Annotated in this window: 16 protein-coding genes; 14 read left to right on the plus strand and 2 right to left on the minus strand. The window is 57.4% G+C overall.

Going from position 1 to position 20323, the window contains the following annotated elements; translation table 11 throughout:
* Positions 1–35: 35 nt before the first annotated feature.
* From F3J26_RS03880 to bglB, 13 genes are all read left to right on the plus strand, one after another.
* Positions 36–2315 (plus strand): fimbria/pilus outer membrane usher protein, encoded by a 2280-nt coding sequence (locus F3J26_RS03880; protein ID WP_034807454.1) that lies wholly within the window; start codon positions 36–38, stop codon positions 2313–2315.
* 35 nt (positions 2316–2350) lie between these two features.
* Positions 2351–3307, plus strand: coding sequence for a spore coat protein U domain-containing protein (locus F3J26_RS03885; protein ID WP_166991581.1), 957 nt, complete (start codon positions 2351–2353; stop codon positions 3305–3307).
* Positions 3308–3432: 125 nt separating this feature from the next.
* Positions 3433–5100, plus strand: coding sequence for a methyl-accepting chemotaxis protein II (gene tar / locus F3J26_RS03890; RefSeq protein WP_166991584.1), 1668 nt, complete (start codon positions 3433–3435; stop codon positions 5098–5100).
* Positions 5101–5142: 42 nt separating this feature from the next.
* Positions 5143–6747 (plus strand): methyl-accepting chemotaxis protein, encoded by a 1605-nt coding sequence (locus F3J26_RS03895; RefSeq protein WP_008453896.1) that lies wholly within the window; start codon positions 5143–5145, stop codon positions 6745–6747.
* A 19-nt stretch (positions 6748–6766) separates the two neighbouring features.
* Entirely contained in the window at positions 6767–7633 is an 867-nt protein-coding gene (gene cheR / locus F3J26_RS03900; RefSeq protein WP_008453898.1) for a protein-glutamate O-methyltransferase CheR, read from the plus strand.
* On the plus strand, positions 7630–8679 hold the full coding sequence (locus tag F3J26_RS03905; protein WP_038481767.1) for a protein-glutamate methylesterase/protein-glutamine glutaminase: 1050 nt from the start codon (positions 7630–7632) through the stop codon (positions 8677–8679). The genes cheR and F3J26_RS03905 overlap by 4 nt, the downstream gene beginning before the upstream one ends.
* 19 nt (positions 8680–8698) lie before the next feature.
* The gene (cheY, locus tag F3J26_RS03910) at positions 8699–9088 is read left to right on the plus strand and encodes a chemotaxis response regulator CheY (RefSeq protein ID WP_008453900.1); all 390 of its coding nucleotides are present in this window, start codon (positions 8699–8701) and stop codon (positions 9086–9088) included.
* 10 nt (positions 9089–9098) lie between these two features.
* A complete protein-coding gene (gene cheZ / locus F3J26_RS03915; protein WP_008453901.1) occupies positions 9099–9749 on the plus strand; it encodes a protein phosphatase CheZ in 651 nt (216 codons plus the stop codon).
* 143 nt (positions 9750–9892) lie between these two features.
* Positions 9893–11044 (plus strand): flagellar biosynthesis protein FlhB, encoded by a 1152-nt coding sequence (flhB, locus tag F3J26_RS03920; protein ID WP_008453902.1) that lies wholly within the window; start codon positions 9893–9895, stop codon positions 11042–11044.
* Positions 11037–13115, plus strand: coding sequence for a flagellar biosynthesis protein FlhA (gene flhA / locus F3J26_RS03925; RefSeq protein ID WP_008453903.1), 2079 nt, complete (start codon positions 11037–11039; stop codon positions 13113–13115). Before flhB ends, flhA begins: the two co-directional genes overlap by 8 nt.
* Before the next feature lie 3 nt (positions 13116–13118).
* A complete protein-coding gene (gene flhE, locus F3J26_RS03930) occupies positions 13119–13514 on the plus strand; it encodes a flagellar protein FlhE (protein ID WP_166991587.1) in 396 nt (131 codons plus the stop codon).
* Positions 13515–13763: 249 nt separating this feature from the next.
* A complete protein-coding gene (locus F3J26_RS03935) occupies positions 13764–15347 on the plus strand; it encodes an MFS transporter (RefSeq protein ID WP_166991591.1) in 1584 nt (527 codons plus the stop codon).
* Between the two features lie 4 nt (positions 15348–15351).
* Positions 15352–16491, plus strand: coding sequence for a beta-galactosidase BglB (gene bglB, locus F3J26_RS03940; protein ID WP_166991594.1), 1140 nt, complete (start codon positions 15352–15354; stop codon positions 16489–16491).
* A gap of 60 nt (positions 16492–16551) precedes the next feature.
* On the opposite strand, the gene argS is transcribed toward bglB, so the two are convergent.
* Complete coding sequence (argS, locus tag F3J26_RS03945) at positions 16552–18285, minus strand: arginine--tRNA ligase (RefSeq protein ID WP_008453907.1); 1734 nt, start codon at positions 18283–18285, stop codon at positions 16552–16554.
* A gap of 244 nt (positions 18286–18529) precedes the next feature.
* Between argS and F3J26_RS03950 the strand changes: the two genes are divergently transcribed.
* On the plus strand, positions 18530–19096 hold the full coding sequence (locus F3J26_RS03950) for a VOC family protein (RefSeq protein ID WP_166991597.1): 567 nt from the start codon (positions 18530–18532) through the stop codon (positions 19094–19096).
* On the opposite strand, the gene F3J26_RS03955 is transcribed toward F3J26_RS03950, so the two are convergent.
* Entirely contained in the window at positions 19097–20236 is a 1140-nt protein-coding gene (locus F3J26_RS03955) for a MalY/PatB family protein (protein WP_166991600.1), read from the minus strand.
* Between the last annotated feature and the right edge of the window lie 87 nt (positions 20237–20323).

Here is a 20323-nt window from a genome sequence, read left to right on the forward strand (position 1 = left end):
ATATTGTATTGCTTAATGGTTTATTTTTCTCAGGCATGACAGCAGCACAAAATACTAATAATGACTTACCTCAGAATGCGGCCAGCAATGATACAGCTCAGCCTGTAGGCGTGGATTTATATCTGGACACGACGGTGAACGGGAATGCCGTGGGTCTGGTTCATCTTGGCTACGCGCAGGGAAAACTCTACGGCGACGCGATGGCCCTGCGTCAGTTGGGATTTCACCTGCCGGAAAAAGCACAGCCGCCGTATTACCTGAATGACATTGCCCAGGTCAAAGTTGACTATAACGTGCAGCAACAAACCCTGGCGTTGACCGCGCCGCTGAGCCTGTTAGATCTGAAAACCACCCAGCTCAATCAGTCCGATATGTCCTCGCCGAAGGCCGACAATGCCCTTGGGGCGTTGCTGAATTACGACCTCTACGGCGACAGCGGCAAGAACAGCAATTTCAACACATTCAGTGAGTTCCGGGCGTTTAATTCGGCAGGCGTCCTGAGCTCGACCCAGCTTACCCGCTACAGCACGGAACAGAATAGCAATCAGTCTTTTAGCCGCCTGGACACCAGCTGGCGCTCCTCTTTTCCCGATAAAATGCTGGCGGTTACACTCGGTGACACGCTCACCAGTTCTCTTTCATGGTCCCGCCAGACCCGCATTGCCGGGGTGAAAATCGGGACGGATTTTGGCCTCAACCCTTATATGCCCACGACCCCGCTGCCGGCGTTTCTGGGGTCGGCCACGCTGCCCTCCAGCGTTGAGCTGTATGTCAACGGGGTTAAATACTATAACGGCGAGGTTCCGGCGGGCAGTTTCCAGTTGAATACGCTGCCAAACATCACCGGCGCAGGGAATGCTCAGGTGATGATGACCGATGCCCTGGGCAGAACCAGCGTGCAGAACTTCTCTTTTTATAACGATCAGCTCCTGCTGAGGGAAGGGCTCACGGACTGGTCCCTTGAGCTGGGCGTGGTCAGAAAAAACTACGGCTATTCCTCCTTCGACTACGCCAGCGAACCCGCGCTCAGCGGCACCTGGCGGCGGGGCTTCAGCAACAGCCTGACCGCAGGGGGCCATATGGAGGCCAGCGACAGCCTGGTCAACGGGGGCGTCAGCAGCGACTGGATCCCCTGGAGCCAGTCCGGGACTATCTCAACCGCGCTGGCGGCAAGCTCGGATGCCGGGGAGAATGGCTATTTGTATGGACTCGGCTATCGCTGGTCCGGCGGGCGATTCAGCTTTAGCTCCAGCGCCACGGCCACCTCCGGCGACTATCACGATGTTGCCACACGCTATGGTGCCCCGCCGCCAGCCTTCAGCGGCAGCGCGGTGGTGGGGTATAACTTTGGCGTGGGGGGGAATCTCAGTCTGAGTTACCTGCAGTTTCGCTACCCTGACCAAAGCGCTATTCGCTACGCCAACGCCAGCTGGTTTAAACCCATCACGGAAAACATCTCCTTAAGCGCCAGCTTTAACCAGAATATTGATGATACCCGCGACCGCAGCGTGTACCTGATGCTGACCGTCAGTACCAGCAATAGCCTGACGGCCGGAGCGACGGTGCAGCGCACCGGGGACAAGATGGGTTACCAGCTCAATGCCAGCCAGAATCCACCGTCCGAGGGCGGGGTCGGCTGGAACGTGGCCGCCAGCCAGCAAAGTTCACAGCAAACCGGGCAGGGTGAAGTGGGTTACCTGGGGCGCTATGGCCGCGTCTATACCGGCTTCCGCAGCATTCCAGACAATAATTACGGCTATGCGGGGGCGACGGGGTCGCTGGTGATGATGGGCGGCGGCGTGTTTGCCGCCCGGGAGATCAACAACGGGTTTGCCGTGGTTTCTACGGACGGTATTCCCGATGTACCGGTCAAGCTGCAGCATAACCTGGTGGGCAACAGCGACAGCAGCGGACGGCTACTTGTGACGCCGCTCAACAGCTACCAGAACAACCTGATCAGTATCGATCCGATGAACCTGCCGGCCAACATGCGGATCCGCAGCGTCAGCCTGAACGCTACGCCAGCCGACCGCTCCGGGACGCTGGTGCATTTTGATATCAAGCCGGTTCGCGCCGCCCAGATAAGCCTGGTTGACGCTAAAGGCAAAGCCATCGCCGAAGGCAGCCCGGTCAGATTAATGTCAGGCACCGGGCAGGACTCGATTGTCGGGTTTGATGGCATGACCTATTTCGATGCGCTTGAGCTGCACAATCAGCTCCGGGTGACAACAGAGAACGGTATTTGTGTGGCTGCGTTCGACTATCCAGAGAATCAGAAAAGCGTGCCGACTATTGGCCCGGTTGTGTGCCGATAGCGTACGCGTGGACTTTTGAGACAGGAGTGACCCGCATGAGATTAAAACAATTACTGCTGCTGGCGGTGCTCTTGCTGTCCCCCGGGATTAGCCATGCGGTTGTATGCTCGGTGAGCAACGTGCAAACCGTTAACTTTGGCACCATCAACCCGCTGGCGACAGGCACGCCCAACACTTCAATGACCTTCGATTACAGCTGTTCCAAACAACTGGGCGATCTGCTGGCCGGGGTGACGCTCTGCTTTAATATTGACGGGGCCGGCGTTGGGAATCACAAAATGTCTTTTGCCGGGCCGCCTGCCAGTACGCTGTCCTATGAGCTTTATCAGGGAACGTTAAGCGGGGGGGCTTGGGGGAGCCAGTTTCAGTCGGGAACGACCTACCCGATGGTGCCGCTCAATTTACTTAACCTGACGCCCGTCACCGGCAGCCTGACGGTCTACGCCCAAATGACGCTGCCGCAAATATCCGCCGCGCAAGGCGGGTATCAGGATACTTACACCAGCGGCATGACTACCGTCACAATGAATACCGGCCTGCTGGCCCCCCCCTCCAGCTGTGGCACCAGCGTGGTCGCAAACTTTCCCTTCAACGTGGTGGCGACCGTCGGCAAGCAGTGCAACGTCAGCTACGCCAATAACGTTAGCTTCGGGCCGGTGGCGGCTATGCAAAGCAATGTGGCGTCGAATAACACCATCGGCATTGCCTGCACCACCGGCACGGTTTACACCGTGGGCCTGACGCCATCGAACGGCAACACGGGCGGCACCGGGGTGCTGTCAGGCACGGGAAGTAATACCGATCAGGTGCCATATCAGCTAAGACAAGCCACCGGAACATCCGGGGCGGTGTGGGGCAACACGTCGCTGAACATGCCGTCCAGCACCGGTAACGGGGGAGCGCAGCAATACCAGGTCTATGTCACTATTCCGAGCACCAATTACACGCCAGACAACTATGCCGACACGGTGACCATTACCGTAACCTATTGATCGTTCCTCTTGCTGACAGATAGCCGGTTGCCATGGCGCAACCGGTTAATTTCCCTGTGACTTAACGTAAAGTTCCCGCTGACGGTGCCGATAACCTCGGGAACAAGTCGTTAAAAGGGCGTCCTATGTTAAAGCGTATTCGCGTTGTCACCATGCTGATGATGGTGCTGGTGGTGTTCGCGCTGCTGCAAATCATTTCCGGTGGAATGTTCTTTAATTCGTTAAAAAACAACAATGATAACTTCAAAGTCTCCCGCGAACTGCGGGTGCAGCAGGCCGAATTAAATCAGGCATGGATCCTGATGTTGCACACGCGCATTAACCTTAGCCGCTCTGCCGCGCGCATGATGATGGATCCGGCCAATAGCCAGAGCGCAGCCAAAACCGATCTGCTGAACAATGCGAAGAAATCCCTCGCCAGCGCCGAGCAGCACTACAACAACTTTAAACAGGTTGCGCCTATTTCAGCCGAAATGAACACCGTGGTGAAAGATATCGACGGTGATTACCAGACCTACCATCAGGCGCTGGCGGAGCTGATTGGCTACCTGGAAAGCGGCAACATGGATGCCTATTTCGGTCAGTCGACCCAGGGTATGCAGAATGCGCTGGAAAAAGCCTACGACGGCTACCTGGCGCTGAACGATCGCATGTACGAAGCCTCGTACGTCGACAGCCGCGACGGCTACACCTTCGCCATCTGGCAGCTTGGCATTTTAGCCCTGGCGCTGGCCGCAGTCATTCTGCTGGTCTGGGTCGGGATGCGTCAGATACTGCTTAAGCCGCTGAACGTGGTGATCGGGCATATCCGCGAGATTGCGGCCGGTAACCTGACGGAAAAAATTAACGTTGAAGGGAAAAACGAGCTGACCCAGCTAGCCTCCAGCGTGCAGCACATGCAGCAGGAACTGATTACCACCGTCAGCAGCGTGCGCGAAGGGTCGGATGCCATTTACAGCGGCACCACCGAAATTGCCGCAGGCAATAACGATCTTTCATCCCGCACCGAGCAACAGGCGGCGTCCCTGGAAGAAACCGCCGCCAGCATGGAGCAGCTCACCGCCACCGTGAAGCAGAACGCCGAAAACGCACGTCAGGCCTCTCAGCTGGCGCTGAATGCGTCCGAAACCGCGCAGCGCGGCGGCAAGGTTGTCGATGGCGTGGTGAAAACCATGCATGACATCGCGGGTTCCTCCAAAAAAATTGCCGACATCATTAGCGTGATTGACGGGATTGCCTTCCAGACCAACATCCTGGCGCTGAATGCCGCGGTAGAAGCCGCGCGTGCGGGTGAACAAGGACGCGGCTTCGCGGTTGTCGCCGGGGAAGTACGTAACTTAGCCAGCCGCAGCGCCCAGGCGGCAAAAGAAATTAAATTGCTGATTGAAGATTCCGTTTCGCGCGTGGACACGGGATCCGTGCTGGTGGAAAGCGCAGGGGAAACCATGAGCGACATCGTGAACGCGGTGACGCGGGTCACGGACATCATGGGGGAAATCGCCTCCGCCTCTGACGAGCAAAGCCGGGGTATTGACCAGGTCGCCCTGGCCGTGTCTGAGATGGACAGAGTGACACAGCAGAACGCCTCGCTGGTGGAAGAGTCTGCTGCCGCGGCCGCCGCGCTGGAGGAGCAGGCCAGCCGCCTGACTCAGTCTGTCGCGACGTTCCGTTTGCAAGGGAATGCGGGTAGTAAAAAACCTGCAGCGGCTGCGCCGGTAGCGCAAAGCCCTGTGGTTCATGCCCCGCGTACTCCGGCCCGGGCCGGGGATGACGATAACTGGGAAACTTTCTGATCAGATGAATACCGGCCTGCTGGCCGGCAGAGGGAAGCTTTGATGTTAAACCGTATCCGGATCTCGACCACGCTTTTCCTGATTTTGATTGTCTGCGGCGTTTTGCAGATTGGCAGTAATGGCTTGTCTTTTTGGGCTTTTCGTGACGATTTCCAGAACCTGAAAAGGGTCGAGGTTAGCAATCAGCAACGCGATGCGTTAACCCAAAGCCGGGCCGCGTTACTGCAGGCCAGCAATGCCTTAAACCGGGCGGGTACGCTGACCGCACTCAGCTATCCACCGGACGATATCAAACGCCTGATGGCGGATGCCCGCAGCAGCCTGAAGCAGGCGGATATGCTGTTTAACCAGTTCCTCGAGATCCCGCCGAAAGAGGGCGAGGCTGAGACAATGCTGGCCTCGACGAAAGAGAGCTATACGGCGTTCAGAGACGATCTCCAGCATCAGGCAACGTGGCTTGAGAACAACCAGCTTTCCGACTTTATGACCGCGCCGGTACAGAAGTCGCAGGGCGTTTTTGATGCGAACTTCAATGCCTGGCAGCAGAGCATTAATCAGATTGTGCAAACCGCGAGCGGCGACAGCCAGAAAAACTACCATATCTCCGCGGTGATTTTCACCGTGGTGACGATCATCGCCGTGGTGCTGTTGCTCGGCTCCCTGGCCTGGTCGCGCAAGATGATTGTGCAGCCGCTGGCGATTGTCCGTAGCCACTTTGACAGCATTGCCGCCGGGGACCTGGCGAAGCCAATTTCGGTCTTCGGGCGCAATGAGATCTCGGAGATATTCGCCAGCCTGAAAAATATGCAGACGGCGTTAAAAGAGACGGTCAGCCAGGTGCGCAGCGGCACCCGCTCCATGCACGCCGGTATCGGTGAGATTGCCGCAGGCAACAGCGACCTGTCGGCTCGAACCGAGCAGCAGGCGGCTTCCCTGGCAGAAACGGCGGCCAGCATGGAGCAGCTCACGGCTACAGTCGGGCAGAACGCCGATAACGCTCGCCAGGCGGCACAGCTTTCCCGCAGCGCGGCTGATACCGCGAAGCAGGGCGGGCAGCAGGCAGCAAACGTGGCAAACACCATGCGCGACATCGCGGGCAGTTCGCAGAAAATTAGTGACATTACCAGCGTGATCGACGGCATTGCGTTCCAGACCAATATCCTCGCGCTGAACGCGGCGGTAGAAGCGGCGCGTGCCGGGGAGCAGGGGCGTGGTTTTGCGGTGGTTGCCGGGGAAGTTCGTAACCTGGCCAGCCGCAGCGCGCAGGCGGCCAAAGAGATCAAAGTATTAATTGAAGAGTCCGTTGACCGCGTGCAGCAGGGATCGAAGCTGGTCGATACGGCGGCGACAACGATGGCTGAAATTGTCCGTTCGGTCACCCAGGTGAACGACATTATGGGCGAAATTGCCTCGGCGTCAGATGAGCAGCGCCGTGGGATTGAGCAAGTCGCTCAGGCGGTCAGCCAGATGGATCAGGTCACGCAGCAAAACGCCGCGCTGGTTGAAGAAGCCGCCAGCGCCACCGATGCGCTGGCGGGGCAGGCTGAATATCTTTCCGGCGTGGTGGCGGTATTTCATCTGAGCGGTGCCGACGCTGAGCCCGCAGCCAGTGAATTCGCCGCGACCGGAGAATGGGTAACATCTTGAAGGGAATAAAGAAGGCGCTATGACATCATCGACGCCCACCGGGCAACAGTCATTAATGCTACAGATGACACAGCGTCTGCCGCTGTCCGACGCGCATTTTCGTCGGATATGCCAGTTGATCTATCAGCGCGCGGGTATCGTGCTGGCCGACCATAAACGGGACATGGTTTATAACCGTCTGGTTCGCCGCCTGCGTCTGCTGGGTCTGGATGATTTTGGCCGCTACTTAGGCATGCTGGAAGCCAACTCCAGCAGCGCCGAATGGCAGGCGTTTATCAACTCGCTGACCACTAACCTGACCGCTTTTTTTCGCGAAGGACACCATTTCCCTATCCTTGCGGAGCACGCCCGCAAACGCAGCGGGGACTATAAAGTCTGGAGCGCGGCGGCTTCGACCGGCGAAGAGCCCTATTCCATCGCCATTACCCTGGCGGATGTGCTGGGGGGCGGCGCGGGACGCTGGAAGGTTTTTGCCAGCGATATCGACACCCAGGTGCTGGAGAAAGCCCAGAGCGGCGTTTATCGCCAGGAAGAGCTGAAAACGCTTTCGCCGGTACAGATGCAGCGCTATTTCATGCGCGGCACGGGGCCGCATGAGGGGCTGGTCCGGGTGCGCAGTGAACTGTCGAATCATATTGATTTTGCACCGATCAACCTGCTGGACAAGCAGGCACCGGTACCGGGGCCATTTGACGCCATTTTTTGCCGCAATGTGATGATTTATTTTGATAAACCTACACAGCAGGCGATTTTGCAGCGCTTTGTTCCGCTGCTGAAACCCGGCGGGCTGCTGTTTGCCGGGCATTCGGAGAACTTCAGTAACCTCAGCCGTGACTTCTGGCTGCGTGGTCAGACGGTCTATGGCCTGAGTAAGGAAAGAACATGACGAAAATACGTGTCTTATCGGTCGATGACTCTGCGCTGATGCGGCAGATAATGACGGAAATTATCAACAGTCATAGCGATATGGAAATGGTTGCTACCGCCCCGGACCCGCTGGTGGCGCGCGATCTGATTAAAAAGTTCAATCCGGATGTGTTAACGCTGGATGTCGAAATGCCGCGAATGGACGGCCTCGACTTCCTGGAGAAGCTGATGCGCCTGCGGCCCATGCCGGTGGTGATGGTGTCTTCGCTGACCGGCAAAGGGTCGGAAGTGACGCTGCGCGCGCTGGAGCTGGGGGCTATCGACTTCGTGACCAAGCCGCAGTTGGGCATTCGTGAAGGGATGCTTGCCTACAGCGAAATGATTGCTGAAAAGGTGAGAACCGCCGCCAGGGCTAAGATTGCCGCACATGCGCCAACCGCCGTGCCTGCGACGCTGAAGGCCGGGCCGCTGCTTAGCTCGGAAAAGTTGATTGCCATTGGGGCTTCAACCGGCGGCACCGAAGCGATTCGCCATGTGCTGCAGCCGCTGCCGCTTTCCAGCCCGGCGCTGTTGATTACCCAGCATATGCCGCCGGGTTTCACCCGTTCGTTTGCCGAGCGGCTGAACAAGCTGTGCCAGATCAGCGTTAAAGAGGCCGAAGACGGCGAGCGCGTACTGCCGGGCCATGCCTATATCGCCCCGGGTGATAAGCACATGGAGCTGGCGCGCAGCGGCGCAAACTATCAAATCAAATTACATGACGGCCCACCCGTGAACCGGCATCGCCCGGCCGTGGATGTGCTGTTCCATTCGGTGGCGAAACACGCGGGGCGTAACGCCGTGGGCGTGATCCTCACCGGGATGGGTAATGACGGTGCCGCCGGGATGCTGGCGATGCACCAGGCAGGGGCGTGGACCATCGCCCAAAACGAAGCAAGTTGTGTGGTGTTCGGCATGCCGCGTGAGGCCATCAATTCCGGTGGCGTCAGCGAAGTGGTCGATTTAAGCCAGGTTAGCCAGCAGATGCTGGCGAAAATTAGTGCCGGACAGGCAATACGTATTTAACTGAAGGAGCCCGGATTTTATGGCGGACAAAGAACTCAAGTTTCTGGTCGTAGACGACTTTTCAACCATGCGCCGCATCGTGCGTAACCTGCTTAAAGAGCTGGGTTTTAATAACGTTGAAGAAGCGGAAGACGGCGTAGACGCGCTGAACAAACTGCAGGCCGGTGGTTTCGGCTTTGTGATTTCCGACTGGAACATGCCGAACATGGACGGTCTGGAGCTGCTGAAAACCATTCGTGCCGACGGCGCGATGTCAGCGATGCCGGTGCTGATGGTTACGGCAGAAGCCAAAAAAGAAAACATCATTGCAGCCGCACAGGCCGGGGCAAGCGGCTACGTCGTTAAGCCATTCACTGCGGCAACACTGGAAGAGAAACTGGGCAAAATTTTCGAAAAGCTCGGCATGTAAGGAGGCGCAAATGCACTCATCAACAAACCCGGCAACAGAGATACACGAGCATTCACCAACCGATATCATTGCACGTATCGGCAGCCTGACCCGCATGCTGCGCGACAGCCTGCGTGAGCTGGGGCTCGACCAGGCCATTGCTGAAGCGGCTGAAGCTATTCCTGATGCCCGCGATCGCCTGGACTATGTCGTGCAGATGACCGCGCAGGCCGCCGAGCGCGCCCTGAACTGCGTGGAGCTGTCTCAGCCTCACCAGAACCAGCTGGAAAGCGAAGCGAAAGCGCTGAGCGGCCGCTGGGATGCATGGTTTGAAAATCCGATCGAGCTGAAAGATGCGCGCGAACTGGTGACTGACACCCGCAGCTACCTGTCAGGCGTCCCGGAGCACACCAGCTTCACCAACGCCCAGCTGTTGGAAATCATGATGGCGCAGGATTTCCAGGACCTCACTGGCCAGGTTATCAAGCGTATGATGGACGTTATCCAGGAGATCGAGCGCCAGCTGTTGATGGTGCTGCTGGAAAACATGCCGGAGCCGGACGCTCGCGCCAAGCGCGTGAACGAAGGCTTGCTGAACGGCCCGCAGCTTGATGCTTCCGCCGCCGGCGTGGTGGCAAGTCAGGATCAGGTTGATGATTTGCTGGACAGCTTAGGCTTTTAAAATAGCGGCGGCCGCTCTCGCGTGCGTGGGGGAGGCCGCCCGTTAACGTCAAAATAAACGTACAAAAACGTTTGTAATTCCTCTATTAGCCCAACCGTGCTCTGGCATGCTGTCCTTGAAAATGCGGCCACGAGATTGTTGCGGTGTCTGAAGATAGCGATCAGGAAAAAACAGAAGCCCCCACGGCCCACCGACTTGAAAAGGCGCGTGAAGAGGGGCAGATCCCGCGTTCCCGTGAACTGACTTCCCTGCTGATGTTATTGGTAGGGCTGTGCATTATCTGGATGGGCGGGGCGTCGCTGGGCAAGATGCTCGGCGCCATGCTGTCTGATGGCCTGCACTTCGACCACAAAATCATCAACGACCCCAGCCTGATTGTGAATCAGATCAGCCATTTGATTAAGCTTGCCGTGATGGCGCTGCTGCCGCTGATCTCCGGCCTGGTTATTGTCGCGATAGCCGCGCCGATGCTACTGGGGGGCGTGAACTTTAGCGCCAAGTCGATCAAGTTTAATCTCGGCAAGCTCAACCCGATTGCCGGTATTAAGCGGATGTTTTCTATGCAGACGGCAGCGGAGTTACTCAAGGCGCTGCTGAAAGCGGTGCTGGTGGGCTGCGTGGCTGCCTGGTATTTGTGGCACAACTGGCCGGCGATGATGCGCCTGATGAGTGAGTCCCCGGTTACTGCCCTTGCCAGCGCGCTCAACATGGTGGCGCTTTGTGCCCTGCTGGTGATTCTGGGCCTTATCCCGATGGTGGGATTTGACGTCTTCTTCCAGATTTACAGCCACATTAAAAAGTTACGCATGACTCGCCAGGATATTCGTGACGAGTACAAACAGAACGAGGGCGATCCGCACATTAAAGGGCGTATTCGCCAGCAGCAAAGAGCGATTGCGCGCCGCCGCATGATGGCCGATGTGCCAAAAGCTGACGTTATCGTGACCAACCCGACCCACTATGCGGTGGCTCTGCAGTACGACGAAAACAAAATGAGCGCGCCTAAAGTCCTGGCGAAAGGTGCCGGACTGATCGCTCAGCGCATTAAAGAAATTGGCAATGAAAACCGCATCCCGATGCTGGAAGCCCCCCCGCTGGCGCGTGCGCTGTACCGACATGCGGAAATTGGGCAGCAGATCCCCGGCCAGCTTTATTCTGCCGTGGCGGAAGTGCTGGCCTGGGTCTGGCAGCTGCGCCGCTGGCGCGTGGCGGGCGGCTTAATTCCGAAGAAACCTGAAAATCTGCCGGTGCCTGAGGCGCTGGACTTTGCAAACGAGAAGGACTCCGATGGCTAATCTGGCTGCGATGTTGCGCCTGCCGGGCAACATGAAATCTGGGCAATGGCAAATTCTTGCGGGACCGGTACTGATCCTGCTGATTCTGTCGATGATGGTGCTGCCGCTGCCGCCGTTTGTCCTCGACCTGCTGTTTACCTTTAACATCGCGCTGTCGATCATGGTGCTGCTGGTGGCGATGTTCACCCAGCGCACGCTGGACTTCGCGGCGTTTCCGACCATTCTGCTGTTTACCACTTTGCTGCGCCTCGCGCTAAACGTGGCTTCTACCCGTATCATCCTGCTGGAAGGGCATACCGGTGCGGCGGCAGCGGGTAAAGTGGTTGAAGCCTTCGGCCACTTCCTGGTGGGCGGCAACTTCGCCATCGGTATCGTGGTGTTTATCATCCTCGTTATCATCAACTTTATGGTTATCACCAAGGGTGCGGGACGTATCGCCGAAGTCGGGGCACGTTTTGTGCTGGACGGGATGCCGGGGAAACAGATGGCTATCGATGCCGATCTGAACGCCGGGATCATTGGTGAAGAGGAAGCGAAAAAACGCCGTTCTGAAGTGACCCAGGAAGCTGACTTTTACGGTTCAATGGACGGGGCGAGTAAGTTCGTGCGCGGCGACGCCGTGGCCGGGCTTATCATCATGGTGATTAACGTGGTGGGCGGCCTGATGGTCGGGGTTATCCAGCACGATATGGCGATGGGGGCGGCGGCACAGAGCTATACGCTGTTGACCATCGGTGACGGCCTGGTCGCCCAGATCCCGGCGCTGGTGATTTCCACCGCTGCGGGCGTGATTGTTACCCGCGTGGCGACCGATCAGGATGTCGGTGAACAGATGGTGACCCAGCTGTTCAACAACCCGCGCGTGATGCTGTTGGCCGCTGGCGTGCTGGGGCTGCTCGGGATGGTGCCGGGTATGCCGAACTTTGTGTTCCTGCTGTTTACCGCCGCACTGCTGGGCCTGGCCTGGTGGATGCGTGGCCGCCAGATGGCCGAGCCGGAAGCACCTCAGCCGGTGAAGATGCCGGAAAATAATCAGGCCGTGGAAGCGACCTGGAATGACGTGCAGCTGGAAGATCCGCTGGGCATGGAAGTGGGTTATCGTCTGATTCCGATGGTGGATTTCCAGCAGGACGGCGAGCTGCTGGGCCGTATTCGCAGTATTCGTAAAAAATTCGCCCAGGAGATGGGATTCCTGCCGCCGGTGGTGCATATTCGCGACAATATGGATCTGCCGCCCGCGCGCTACCGTATTTTGATGAAGGGCGTAGAAATTGGCAGCGGGGATGCCTACCCAGGCCGCTGGCTGGCGATTAACCCCGGCACCGCTGCAGGGACGTTACCGGGCGAGGCGACCATTGATCCGGCCTTTGGCCTGGCCGCCATCTGGATTGAGAGCGCGCTGAAAGAGCAGGCGCAAATTCAGGGCTTCACCGTGGTTGAAGCGAGTACCGTGGTGGCAACGCACCTGAACCACCTTATCGGACAGTTTGCGCCAGAGCTGTTTGGCCGCCAGGAAGCGCAGCAGCTGCTTGACCGCGTGACGCAGGAAATGCCTAAGCTGACGGAAGATCTTATCCCGGCGGTGGTGACGCTGACCACGCTGCATAAAGTGCTGCAAAACCTGCTTGAAGAGAAAGTGCCGATCCGCGATATGCGAACCATTCTGGAAACGCTGGCGGAGCATGCGCCTATTCAGAGCGATCCGCATGAGCTCACCGCCGTGGTTCGCGTGGCGCTGGGCAGGGCTATCACCCAGCAATGGTTCCCTGGCACCGGTGAAGTGCAGGTTATCGGCCTGGATGCGTCTCTTGAGCGTCTGCTGCTGCAGGCGCTGCAGGGCGGGGGCGGCCTTGAGCCGGGGCTGGCGGATCGCCTGCTGGAACAGACTCAGGATGCGTTGCAGCGCCAGGAAATGCTGGGTGCACCACCGGTGCTGTTGGTGAACCATGCCCTGCGTCCGCTGCTGGCGCGCTTCTTACGCAGAACGCTGCCGCAGCTGGTTGTGCTCTCGAGCCTGGAGCTGTCCGACAACCGCAATATCCGCATGACGGCAACTATCGGAGCGAAATAAAGAATGAAAGCGTTACTTTTGATGCTGCTGGTGCCGTTTGGTGCCCTGGCGTTAGGTGAGGGCTCCTGGCAGGACAGCGGGATTGGCGTGACTCTCAGTAACCGGGGCGTAACGGCCTCGTCCCGGCCGTTGAAACCGATGCAGCCCGTCAGCGGCAGAATGACGCTGATTGCCTGGACCTATGTGCTGGATGGCCCGACGCCTGCGGGGCTGACCGTCAAACTTTGTTCGCCGACGAATTGCACCCCGCTTGAGGGTGCAAACGGCACCACGCGCGGGCTGACCAACACCGATGCAAATCAGCCGTTGCGCTTTGTCTGGGAAGTACCGGGCGGCGGTTCTATGTACCCGCCACTGCGGGTGCGCAGTAATCAGGTCATCGTTAACTACGTGCAGTAAGTCTCTCTCTTACCGGCCAGCGGGATTCATCCGCTGGCCGACCTCTCGTTTTCCGCGTTAAACCCTTTTGTTTTATCAATCAGTGACTCATGCCCGGGGTCCCTTTGTATTTTTGCCATTTTCCGTTTGCCGGTGGCAGAAACGCAGAGGTATCACTGGCGCGATGCTTTTACCTTTAACCGTGTATTTACTCCCGGAGCGAGGAGCAGTCATCAGGGAGTCTCCGAAAAACCATAAGGGCTGACGGCGATGAGAACACGGAAGATTGGATTCACGAATTACCTGGCCTATGGCTCAGGCGACTTTTTAGGGGCAGGGACCACGGCGCTTACGGCGGCATGGTTGCTCTATTTTTACACCACGTTTTGCGGGCTCTCTCCCATTGAGGCCACCTTTATTTTTGCCGCGGCCAGGGTGCTGGATGCGCTGGTCAGCCCATTGATGGGCTTTCTTACCGATAACTTCGGTTCCACCCGGCTCGGCAAGCGATTCGGACGAAGGAAGTTCTTTATCCTGCTCGGCATTCCCTGCGTATTCAGCTATTCGTTGATGTGGGTAGGCAACATGGATTTCTGGTACTACCTGGTCACTTATCTGATCTTTGATGTCGTCTACACCATGATTCTGGTGCCGTATGAAACGCTGGTGCCGGAAATGACCGACGACTTTAAACAGAAAACCAAGTTTTCGGGCGCGCGGATTTCTATGGCGCAAATGTCGGCGATACTTGCCTCTTTCCTGCCGGGCATACTGTTGACCCAGTTTGGTAAAGACAGCGCCATCTCCTTCTTCTATGCAAGCCTGGTGTTTTCCGTACTGTGCGCGCTGATGCTGACGTTTGTCTGGTGTTTTACCTGGGAGCGCCCACGCGAGACGTGGACGGAAGCCGCGCTTCGGGCGGAAGCGGAGAAGCAGCAGCTAAGCCTCGGGCAAAGCCTCAACCGCCTGTTTGTTGAGCTGGGATCTACGCTGCGGATAAAGATTTTTCGCCAGCATCTGGGCATGTATCTTGGCGGCTATATTGCGCAGGATGTCTTTAATGCGGTCTTCACTTACTACGTCGTTTTCGTACTGATGCAGGAGGTCTCTTTTGCCTCGAATCTGCTCGGCACCATGGCGATTTTTCAGTTTATCGCGGTTATAGCGATGATCCCGCTGTGCATCCGCTTTGGGCCCGCACCGTCTTACCGCATGGTTGTGGTGCTGTTTGGCATCAGCTCTCTTGCCTACGCGCTGCTTTACTATGCGGGGCTTAGCGATGTGTATGCACTGCTGCTGTTGGTTTCAGCCGTCGCCGGACTGGGGCGAGGAGGCATCAACTATGTTCCCTGGAATACCTACACCTACATTGCCGATGTGGATGAGGTGATAACCGGCCAGCGCCGCGAGGGGATTTTTGCCGGGATCATGACCCTGACGCGTAAAGCTTCGCAGGCAGGTGCGGTGATGCTGGTGGGCATCGTGATGCAAATGTCTGGCTTTGTCAGCGGGCAAAAAACGCAGCCTGAGGAGGTTAGCCACACCATTCTGATCATCCTGAGCGTGGGCACGCTGCTGGTGCTGACCTGTGGGTTCCTTGTCTCCCTGCGTTTCAGGCTCAACCTACAAACCCACAGTACGCTGCGTGAAGAGACGGCCAAAATGCGTGAGTCTGGCAGCGCAATTCCACAGGCCAGCTCTCCGGAAGCTCGAGCGACGGTAGAAATGCTGGCGGGGATGCCGTTCGAAGCCCTTTGGGGCAATAACAACATTGGCTACCTCAACCGCAACAAGCCGCCTGCGTCAACGCTTCAGACCGATGCATCACCGAATTCAACATACCATGGAGGTTAATATCATGAAGGTTTGGCCCGTTAAGCACAGCCCGTTGTTACGTCAGCCTGAGCGTTTTATTGCCAGGGACGAACTGAAAGCGCTGATAGAGAAGGTGACCGATAATCTGGTCAATATTCAGGATGCAAGCGGTGAGTTTTTGCTGCGGCTGGATGATGGCAGGACGATCGATACCAAGGGCTGGGCCGGCTGGGAATGGACGCACGGGATCGGACTGTACGGGATCTGGCAGTATTACCGCCAGACGGGAGATACCTCGATGCGGGATATCATCGACGACTGGTTTACCGCGCGTTTTGCCGAAGGGGCGACCACCAAAAACGTCAACACAATGGCACCGTTTCTGACGCTGGCGTATCGCTATGAAGAAAGTCTGAATCCAGCGCATCTGCCCTGGCTTGAAAGCTGGGCCGAATGGGCAATGCATGAGATGCCGCGCACGGATTTTGGCGGGATGCAGCACATCACCCTGGCGGAGGAGAACCATCGGCAGATGTGGGATGACACGCTGATGATGACGGTGCTCCCGCTGGCGAAAATCGGCAAGCTGCTTGGGCGCAAAGCGTATGTGGAGGAGGCGACCTACCAGTTTTTACTGCACGTTCAGAACCTGATGGACAGGGAGAGCGGGCTGTGGTTTCACGGCTGGAGCTACGACGGCTGCCACAACTTCGCTCACGCACGTTGGGCACGGGGTAACAGCTGGTTGACTATTGTTATCCCGGACTTCCTTGAGCTGCTTGATTTGCCTGAAACCAGCGCGGTACGCCGTTATCTGCTGCAGGTGCTGAACCGGCAGATAGAGGCGCTGGCGAAATGCCAGCATGAAACGGGCCTCTGGCATACCTTACTTGATGACCCCGATTCTTACCTGGAAGCCTCGGCGACGGCCGGTTTTGCCTACGGCATTCTCAAGGCGGCGCGAAAGCGCTACATCAGCGCAGACTATGCGGCAGTCGGAGAAAAGGCGATGCGCGGTATTGTGGCTAATATCTCGCCGGAAGGGGAGCTGCTGCAAACGTCGTTTGGCACCGGCATGGGCAGTAATCTTGAGTTTTACCGCCAGATACCGCTGACTTCTATGCCGTACGGCCAGGCGATGGCCATTCTGTGTATGACGGAATATCTGCGCGGCTATTACTGAGTCGCTTAAAAAAAGAAAACCCGGCACGGTGGCCGGGTTTTTGTTTGTATAGCTGAAGAATTACATACGTTCTACGGTGTTGATACCCAGCGTATCCAGACCCAGCTTCAGCGTTTTCGCGGTGAGCAACGCCAGCTTCAGGCGGCTGTTGCGGGTCGCTTCATCGGCGGCGCTGAGAATCGGGCAGTGCTCGTAGAAGCCGGAGAACAGGCCGGCAACATCGTACAGATAGGCACACATCACATGCGGCGTACCGTCGCGGGCAACCACATTCAGCGTCTCTTCAAACTGCAGCAGGCGGGCGGCCAGCTGAGCTTCACGGTCTTCGGTAATAACAACCTTCGCTTTCAGCAGTTCGGCTTCGTCGAGGTCGGCCTTACGGAACACGGACAGGACGCGTGTGTAGGCATACTGCATGTACGGCGCGGTGTTCCCCTCGAAGGCGAGCATGTTGTCCCAGTCGAAGATGTAGTCGGTGGTACGGCTCTTGGACAGGTCGGCGTACTTCACCGCACCAATACCTACCGCTTTCGCCAGATTTTCCAGTTCGTCTGCAGGCATATCCGGGTTCTTCGCCGCAACCAGACCGCGGGCGCGTTCCATTGCCTCATCGAGCAGGTCGGTCAGCTTCACGGTGCCGCCGGAGCGGGTTTTGAACGGCTTGCCGTCTTTGCCCAGCATCATGCCGAACATCTGGTGCTCCAGGGTGACGGACTCCGGCACGTAGCCAGCTTTACGCACGATGGTCCATGCCTGCATCAGGTGCTGGTGCTGGCGAGAGTCAATGAAGTAGAGCACGCGGTCGGCGTGCAGGGTTTCATAGCGGTATTTGGCACAGGCGATGTCGGTGGTGGTGTAGAGGTAACCGCCATCTTTCTTCTGGATGATCACGCCCATCGGGTCGCCGTCTTTGTTCTTGAACTCGTCCAGGAACACCACGGTGGCGCCTTCGCTCTCTACCGCCAGACCTTTCTCTTTCAGATCCGCCACAATGCCAGGCAGCATTGGGTTGTAGAGGCTTTCGCCCATCACGTCATCGCGGGTCAGCGTCACGTTGAGGCGTTCGTAGGTTTTCTGGTTCTGCGTCATGGTGATGTCGACCAGCTTGCGCCACATCTCACGGCAGTATTCATCGCCGCCCTGCAGCTTTACCACGTAACCACGGGCGCGCTCGGCAAAAACTTCGTCTTCGTCATAGTGTTTTTTGGCCGCGCGGTAAAACTCTTCCAGGTCGGCCAGCGCCATTTCGCCCGCGTTTTCCTGCTGCTGTTTTTCCAGGAACGCGATGAGCATGCCGAACTGAGTGCCCCAGTCGCCAACGTGGTTGGCACGGATGACCTTGTGGCCAAGGAACTCCAGGGTGCGCACGGCCGCGTCACCGATGATGGTGGAGCGAATGTGGCCCACGTGCATTTCTTTGGCAACGTTTGGCGCAGAGTAGTCGACGACGATAGTTTGCGGTTCAGACACGCTCACGCCAACGCGATCGGACGCCACGGCCTCATCAATGTTTTTCGCCAGAAATGCCGGGTCGAGGAAAATGTTGATAAAGCCAGGGCCGGCAATCTCAACTTTGCTGGCGATCCCGGTCAGATCGAGGTTAGCGATGACCTTCTCTGCAACCTGTCGCGGCGGCATGCCCAGCGTTTTAGCAACGGACATCACGCCATTGGCCTGATAGTCGCCGAACTGGACTTTTGCTGACTGACGAACCTGCGGTTCGCAGTCCGCTGGCGCACCTGCAGCAATCAGCGCCTGGCTGACTTTTTCTGAGAGAAGAGACTGAATATTCACCGGGATACCTTACAATTTGTACTGGGCCGCCACGTCAAGGGCCGCCTAAAAATGAGGAAAGAAACAGGGCGTGAGTATAACGTTATTTACGCTCCGACGTCAGCAAAAGCCTCGCTAGCGGGCGGTGCAATTATTATTAACGGCGCAATGAATAACCATTCATCGGCATTTGGCCCTGGCGGGGAGTTGGCGGCCTGCCAGGAACAGGGTAGATTACGCGGTTTCTAAAAAAGAGGATGGCGGCATGGCACACTGGCAGACGGTAGATGAACTGCATGATATTTCGGCAGATCTGCCGAGATTTACAAAAGCGTTAACAGAACTTGCCACCCGACTTGGGCTGGAGATTGCGCCCCTGGATGCCGATCACATTTCTTTGCGCTGCCACCAGAACGTGACCGCCGAACGCTGGCGTACAGGGCTGGAAAAATGCGGCACGTTGCTGAGTGAAAATATTATCAATGGCCGTCCGATCTGCTTATTCAAGCTCGACGAGCCGGTGTGCGTCGAGCACTGGCGGTTTACGGTTGTGGAACTGCCCTGGCCCGGGGAAAAACGTTACCCGCACGAAGGCTGGGAGCACATTGAGATTGTGCTGCCGGGCGAGCCAGAAACGCTTAACGCGCGGGCGCTGGACTTGTTGTCTGACGCCGGGCTGCGTGAAACGGGAATTTCGGTGAAAACCAGCGCCCCGAAAGGCGAACGCGAAAGATTGCCCAACCCAACGCTTGCGGTCACCGACGGTAAAGTGACCATCAAATTCCATCCCTGGAGCATTGAGCAGATCGTCGCCAGCGAACAGGGTGACTGATTAGCGCTGCTGCACCGCAGTTTGCAGGCGGCTAAGGGCTTCGGCAAGGACAGCGGCCGTACAGCCAAAGTTGATGCGGATAAACTGTTGCTCGCCAAAATCGATGCCGGGAGAAAAGCCCAGCCCGGCGTTGAAAAAGAATGCCGCCGGATTCTCTACGCCTAATCCGCTGGCATCAACCCAGCCGAGATAAGTGGCTTCCGGCGATATCATCGTTAAACCCGGCGTGGCATTCACGGCCTGCGTCAGCCGATCCCGGTTTGCGCGCAGATAAACCAGCAGCGCCTGCAGCCACGCCTCGCCGTCTCGCCATGCAGCCTCCGCCGCCGTCAGGGCAAGAATATCCACTTCCGGCACAATGCCCGCCCGCGCGGCTTTGAATTTGCGCCGCAGGTCAGGGTTGGGAATAACGGCCACCGAGGCGCCAAGCCCGGCAATATTAAAGGTTTTGGACGGGGATAGTAGCGTCACTGAACGCTGCGCTGCATCTTCACTTAAAGTCGCGAAGGGGATGTGCGTTACGCCGGGCTCAAGCAATAAGTCGCAGTGGATTTCGTCGGAACAGACAATTAACTCGTGTCGCTGCGCAAAGGCCAGATGCTGCTCTAGTTCGCGACGGCGGTAAACCGTGCCGCCAGGGTTCTGCGGGTTACACAGCATCAGCAGTTTTTCATTGCCGGTCATGCCGGCCGTTAATGCCTCAAGCTCAAGAGTCCAGCGCTTTTCTGTGAGCCTGAGCGGTGCGTTAATCTGCGTACGCCGGGCAAGTTCGGATGCTTTACGAAACGGCGGGTATATCGGCGTCGGGGCTATCGTCGATTCAGAGGCGGCGGTAAAGGCTCGAACGCAGAGATTCAGGCCGGAAACAACGCCAGGCAAAAAGACCAGCCATTCGGGTTTGATGCGCCACTGATAGCGGCTGGCGAGTCTTTCGGTCAGGACATCTATCAGTTCATGCGGGCGTTTGCCGTAGCCAAATACGCCGTGTCGGACGCGTGCCTGAAGTGCCTCAAGGATGCAGGGCGGGGAGCGAAAATCCATGTCAGCAACCCACATGGGCAGCACGTTTTCAGCAAATTTATTCCACTTCGAACTGTCGCTGTGACGCCTGTCGATCCATTCATCAAAATTGAATGCCATAGTACGCTACCTTTTTGTGGACCTCATTTAAGATTATCATTCAGTGACGGGGACACAACCGGCGAACTGCAGGTTTTATCGGGAGTA

The sequence above is a fragment of the Enterobacter sp. Ap-867 genome (assembly GCF_011752855.1).
Classification (GTDB): Bacteria; Pseudomonadota; Gammaproteobacteria; order Enterobacterales; family Enterobacteriaceae; genus Cedecea.

Bases quoted from the DNA above. Each gene is read 5' to 3' on its own strand.
- F3J26_RS03880 (WP_034807454.1), top strand. From the start codon at position 36: ATGACAGCAGCACAAAATACTAATAATGACTTACCTCAGAATGCGGCC.
- F3J26_RS03885 (WP_166991581.1), top strand. From the start codon at position 2,351: ATGAGATTAAAACAATTACTGCTGCTGGCGGTGCTCTTGCTGTCCCCC.
- tar (WP_166991584.1), top strand. From the start codon at position 3,433: ATGTTAAAGCGTATTCGCGTTGTCACCATGCTGATGATGGTGCTGGTG.
- F3J26_RS03895 (WP_008453896.1), top strand. From the start codon at position 5,143: ATGTTAAACCGTATCCGGATCTCGACCACGCTTTTCCTGATTTTGATT.
- cheR (WP_008453898.1), top strand. From the start codon at position 6,767: ATGACATCATCGACGCCCACCGGGCAACAGTCATTAATGCTACAGATG.
- F3J26_RS03905 (WP_038481767.1), top strand. From the start codon at position 7,630: ATGACGAAAATACGTGTCTTATCGGTCGATGACTCTGCGCTGATGCGG.
- cheY (WP_008453900.1), top strand. From the start codon at position 8,699: ATGGCGGACAAAGAACTCAAGTTTCTGGTCGTAGACGACTTTTCAACC.
- cheZ (WP_008453901.1), top strand. From the start codon at position 9,099: ATGCACTCATCAACAAACCCGGCAACAGAGATACACGAGCATTCACCA.
- flhA (WP_008453903.1), top strand. From the start codon at position 11,037: ATGGCTAATCTGGCTGCGATGTTGCGCCTGCCGGGCAACATGAAATCT.
- flhE (WP_166991587.1), top strand. From the start codon at position 13,119: ATGAAAGCGTTACTTTTGATGCTGCTGGTGCCGTTTGGTGCCCTGGCG.
- F3J26_RS03935 (WP_166991591.1), top strand. From the start codon at position 13,764: ATGAGAACACGGAAGATTGGATTCACGAATTACCTGGCCTATGGCTCA.
- bglB (WP_166991594.1), top strand. From the start codon at position 15,352: ATGAAGGTTTGGCCCGTTAAGCACAGCCCGTTGTTACGTCAGCCTGAG.
- F3J26_RS03950 (WP_166991597.1), top strand. From the start codon at position 18,530: ATGGCACACTGGCAGACGGTAGATGAACTGCATGATATTTCGGCAGAT.
- F3J26_RS03955 (WP_166991600.1), bottom strand. From the start codon at position 20,236: ATGGCATTCAATTTTGATGAATGGATCGACAGGCGTCACAGCGACAGT.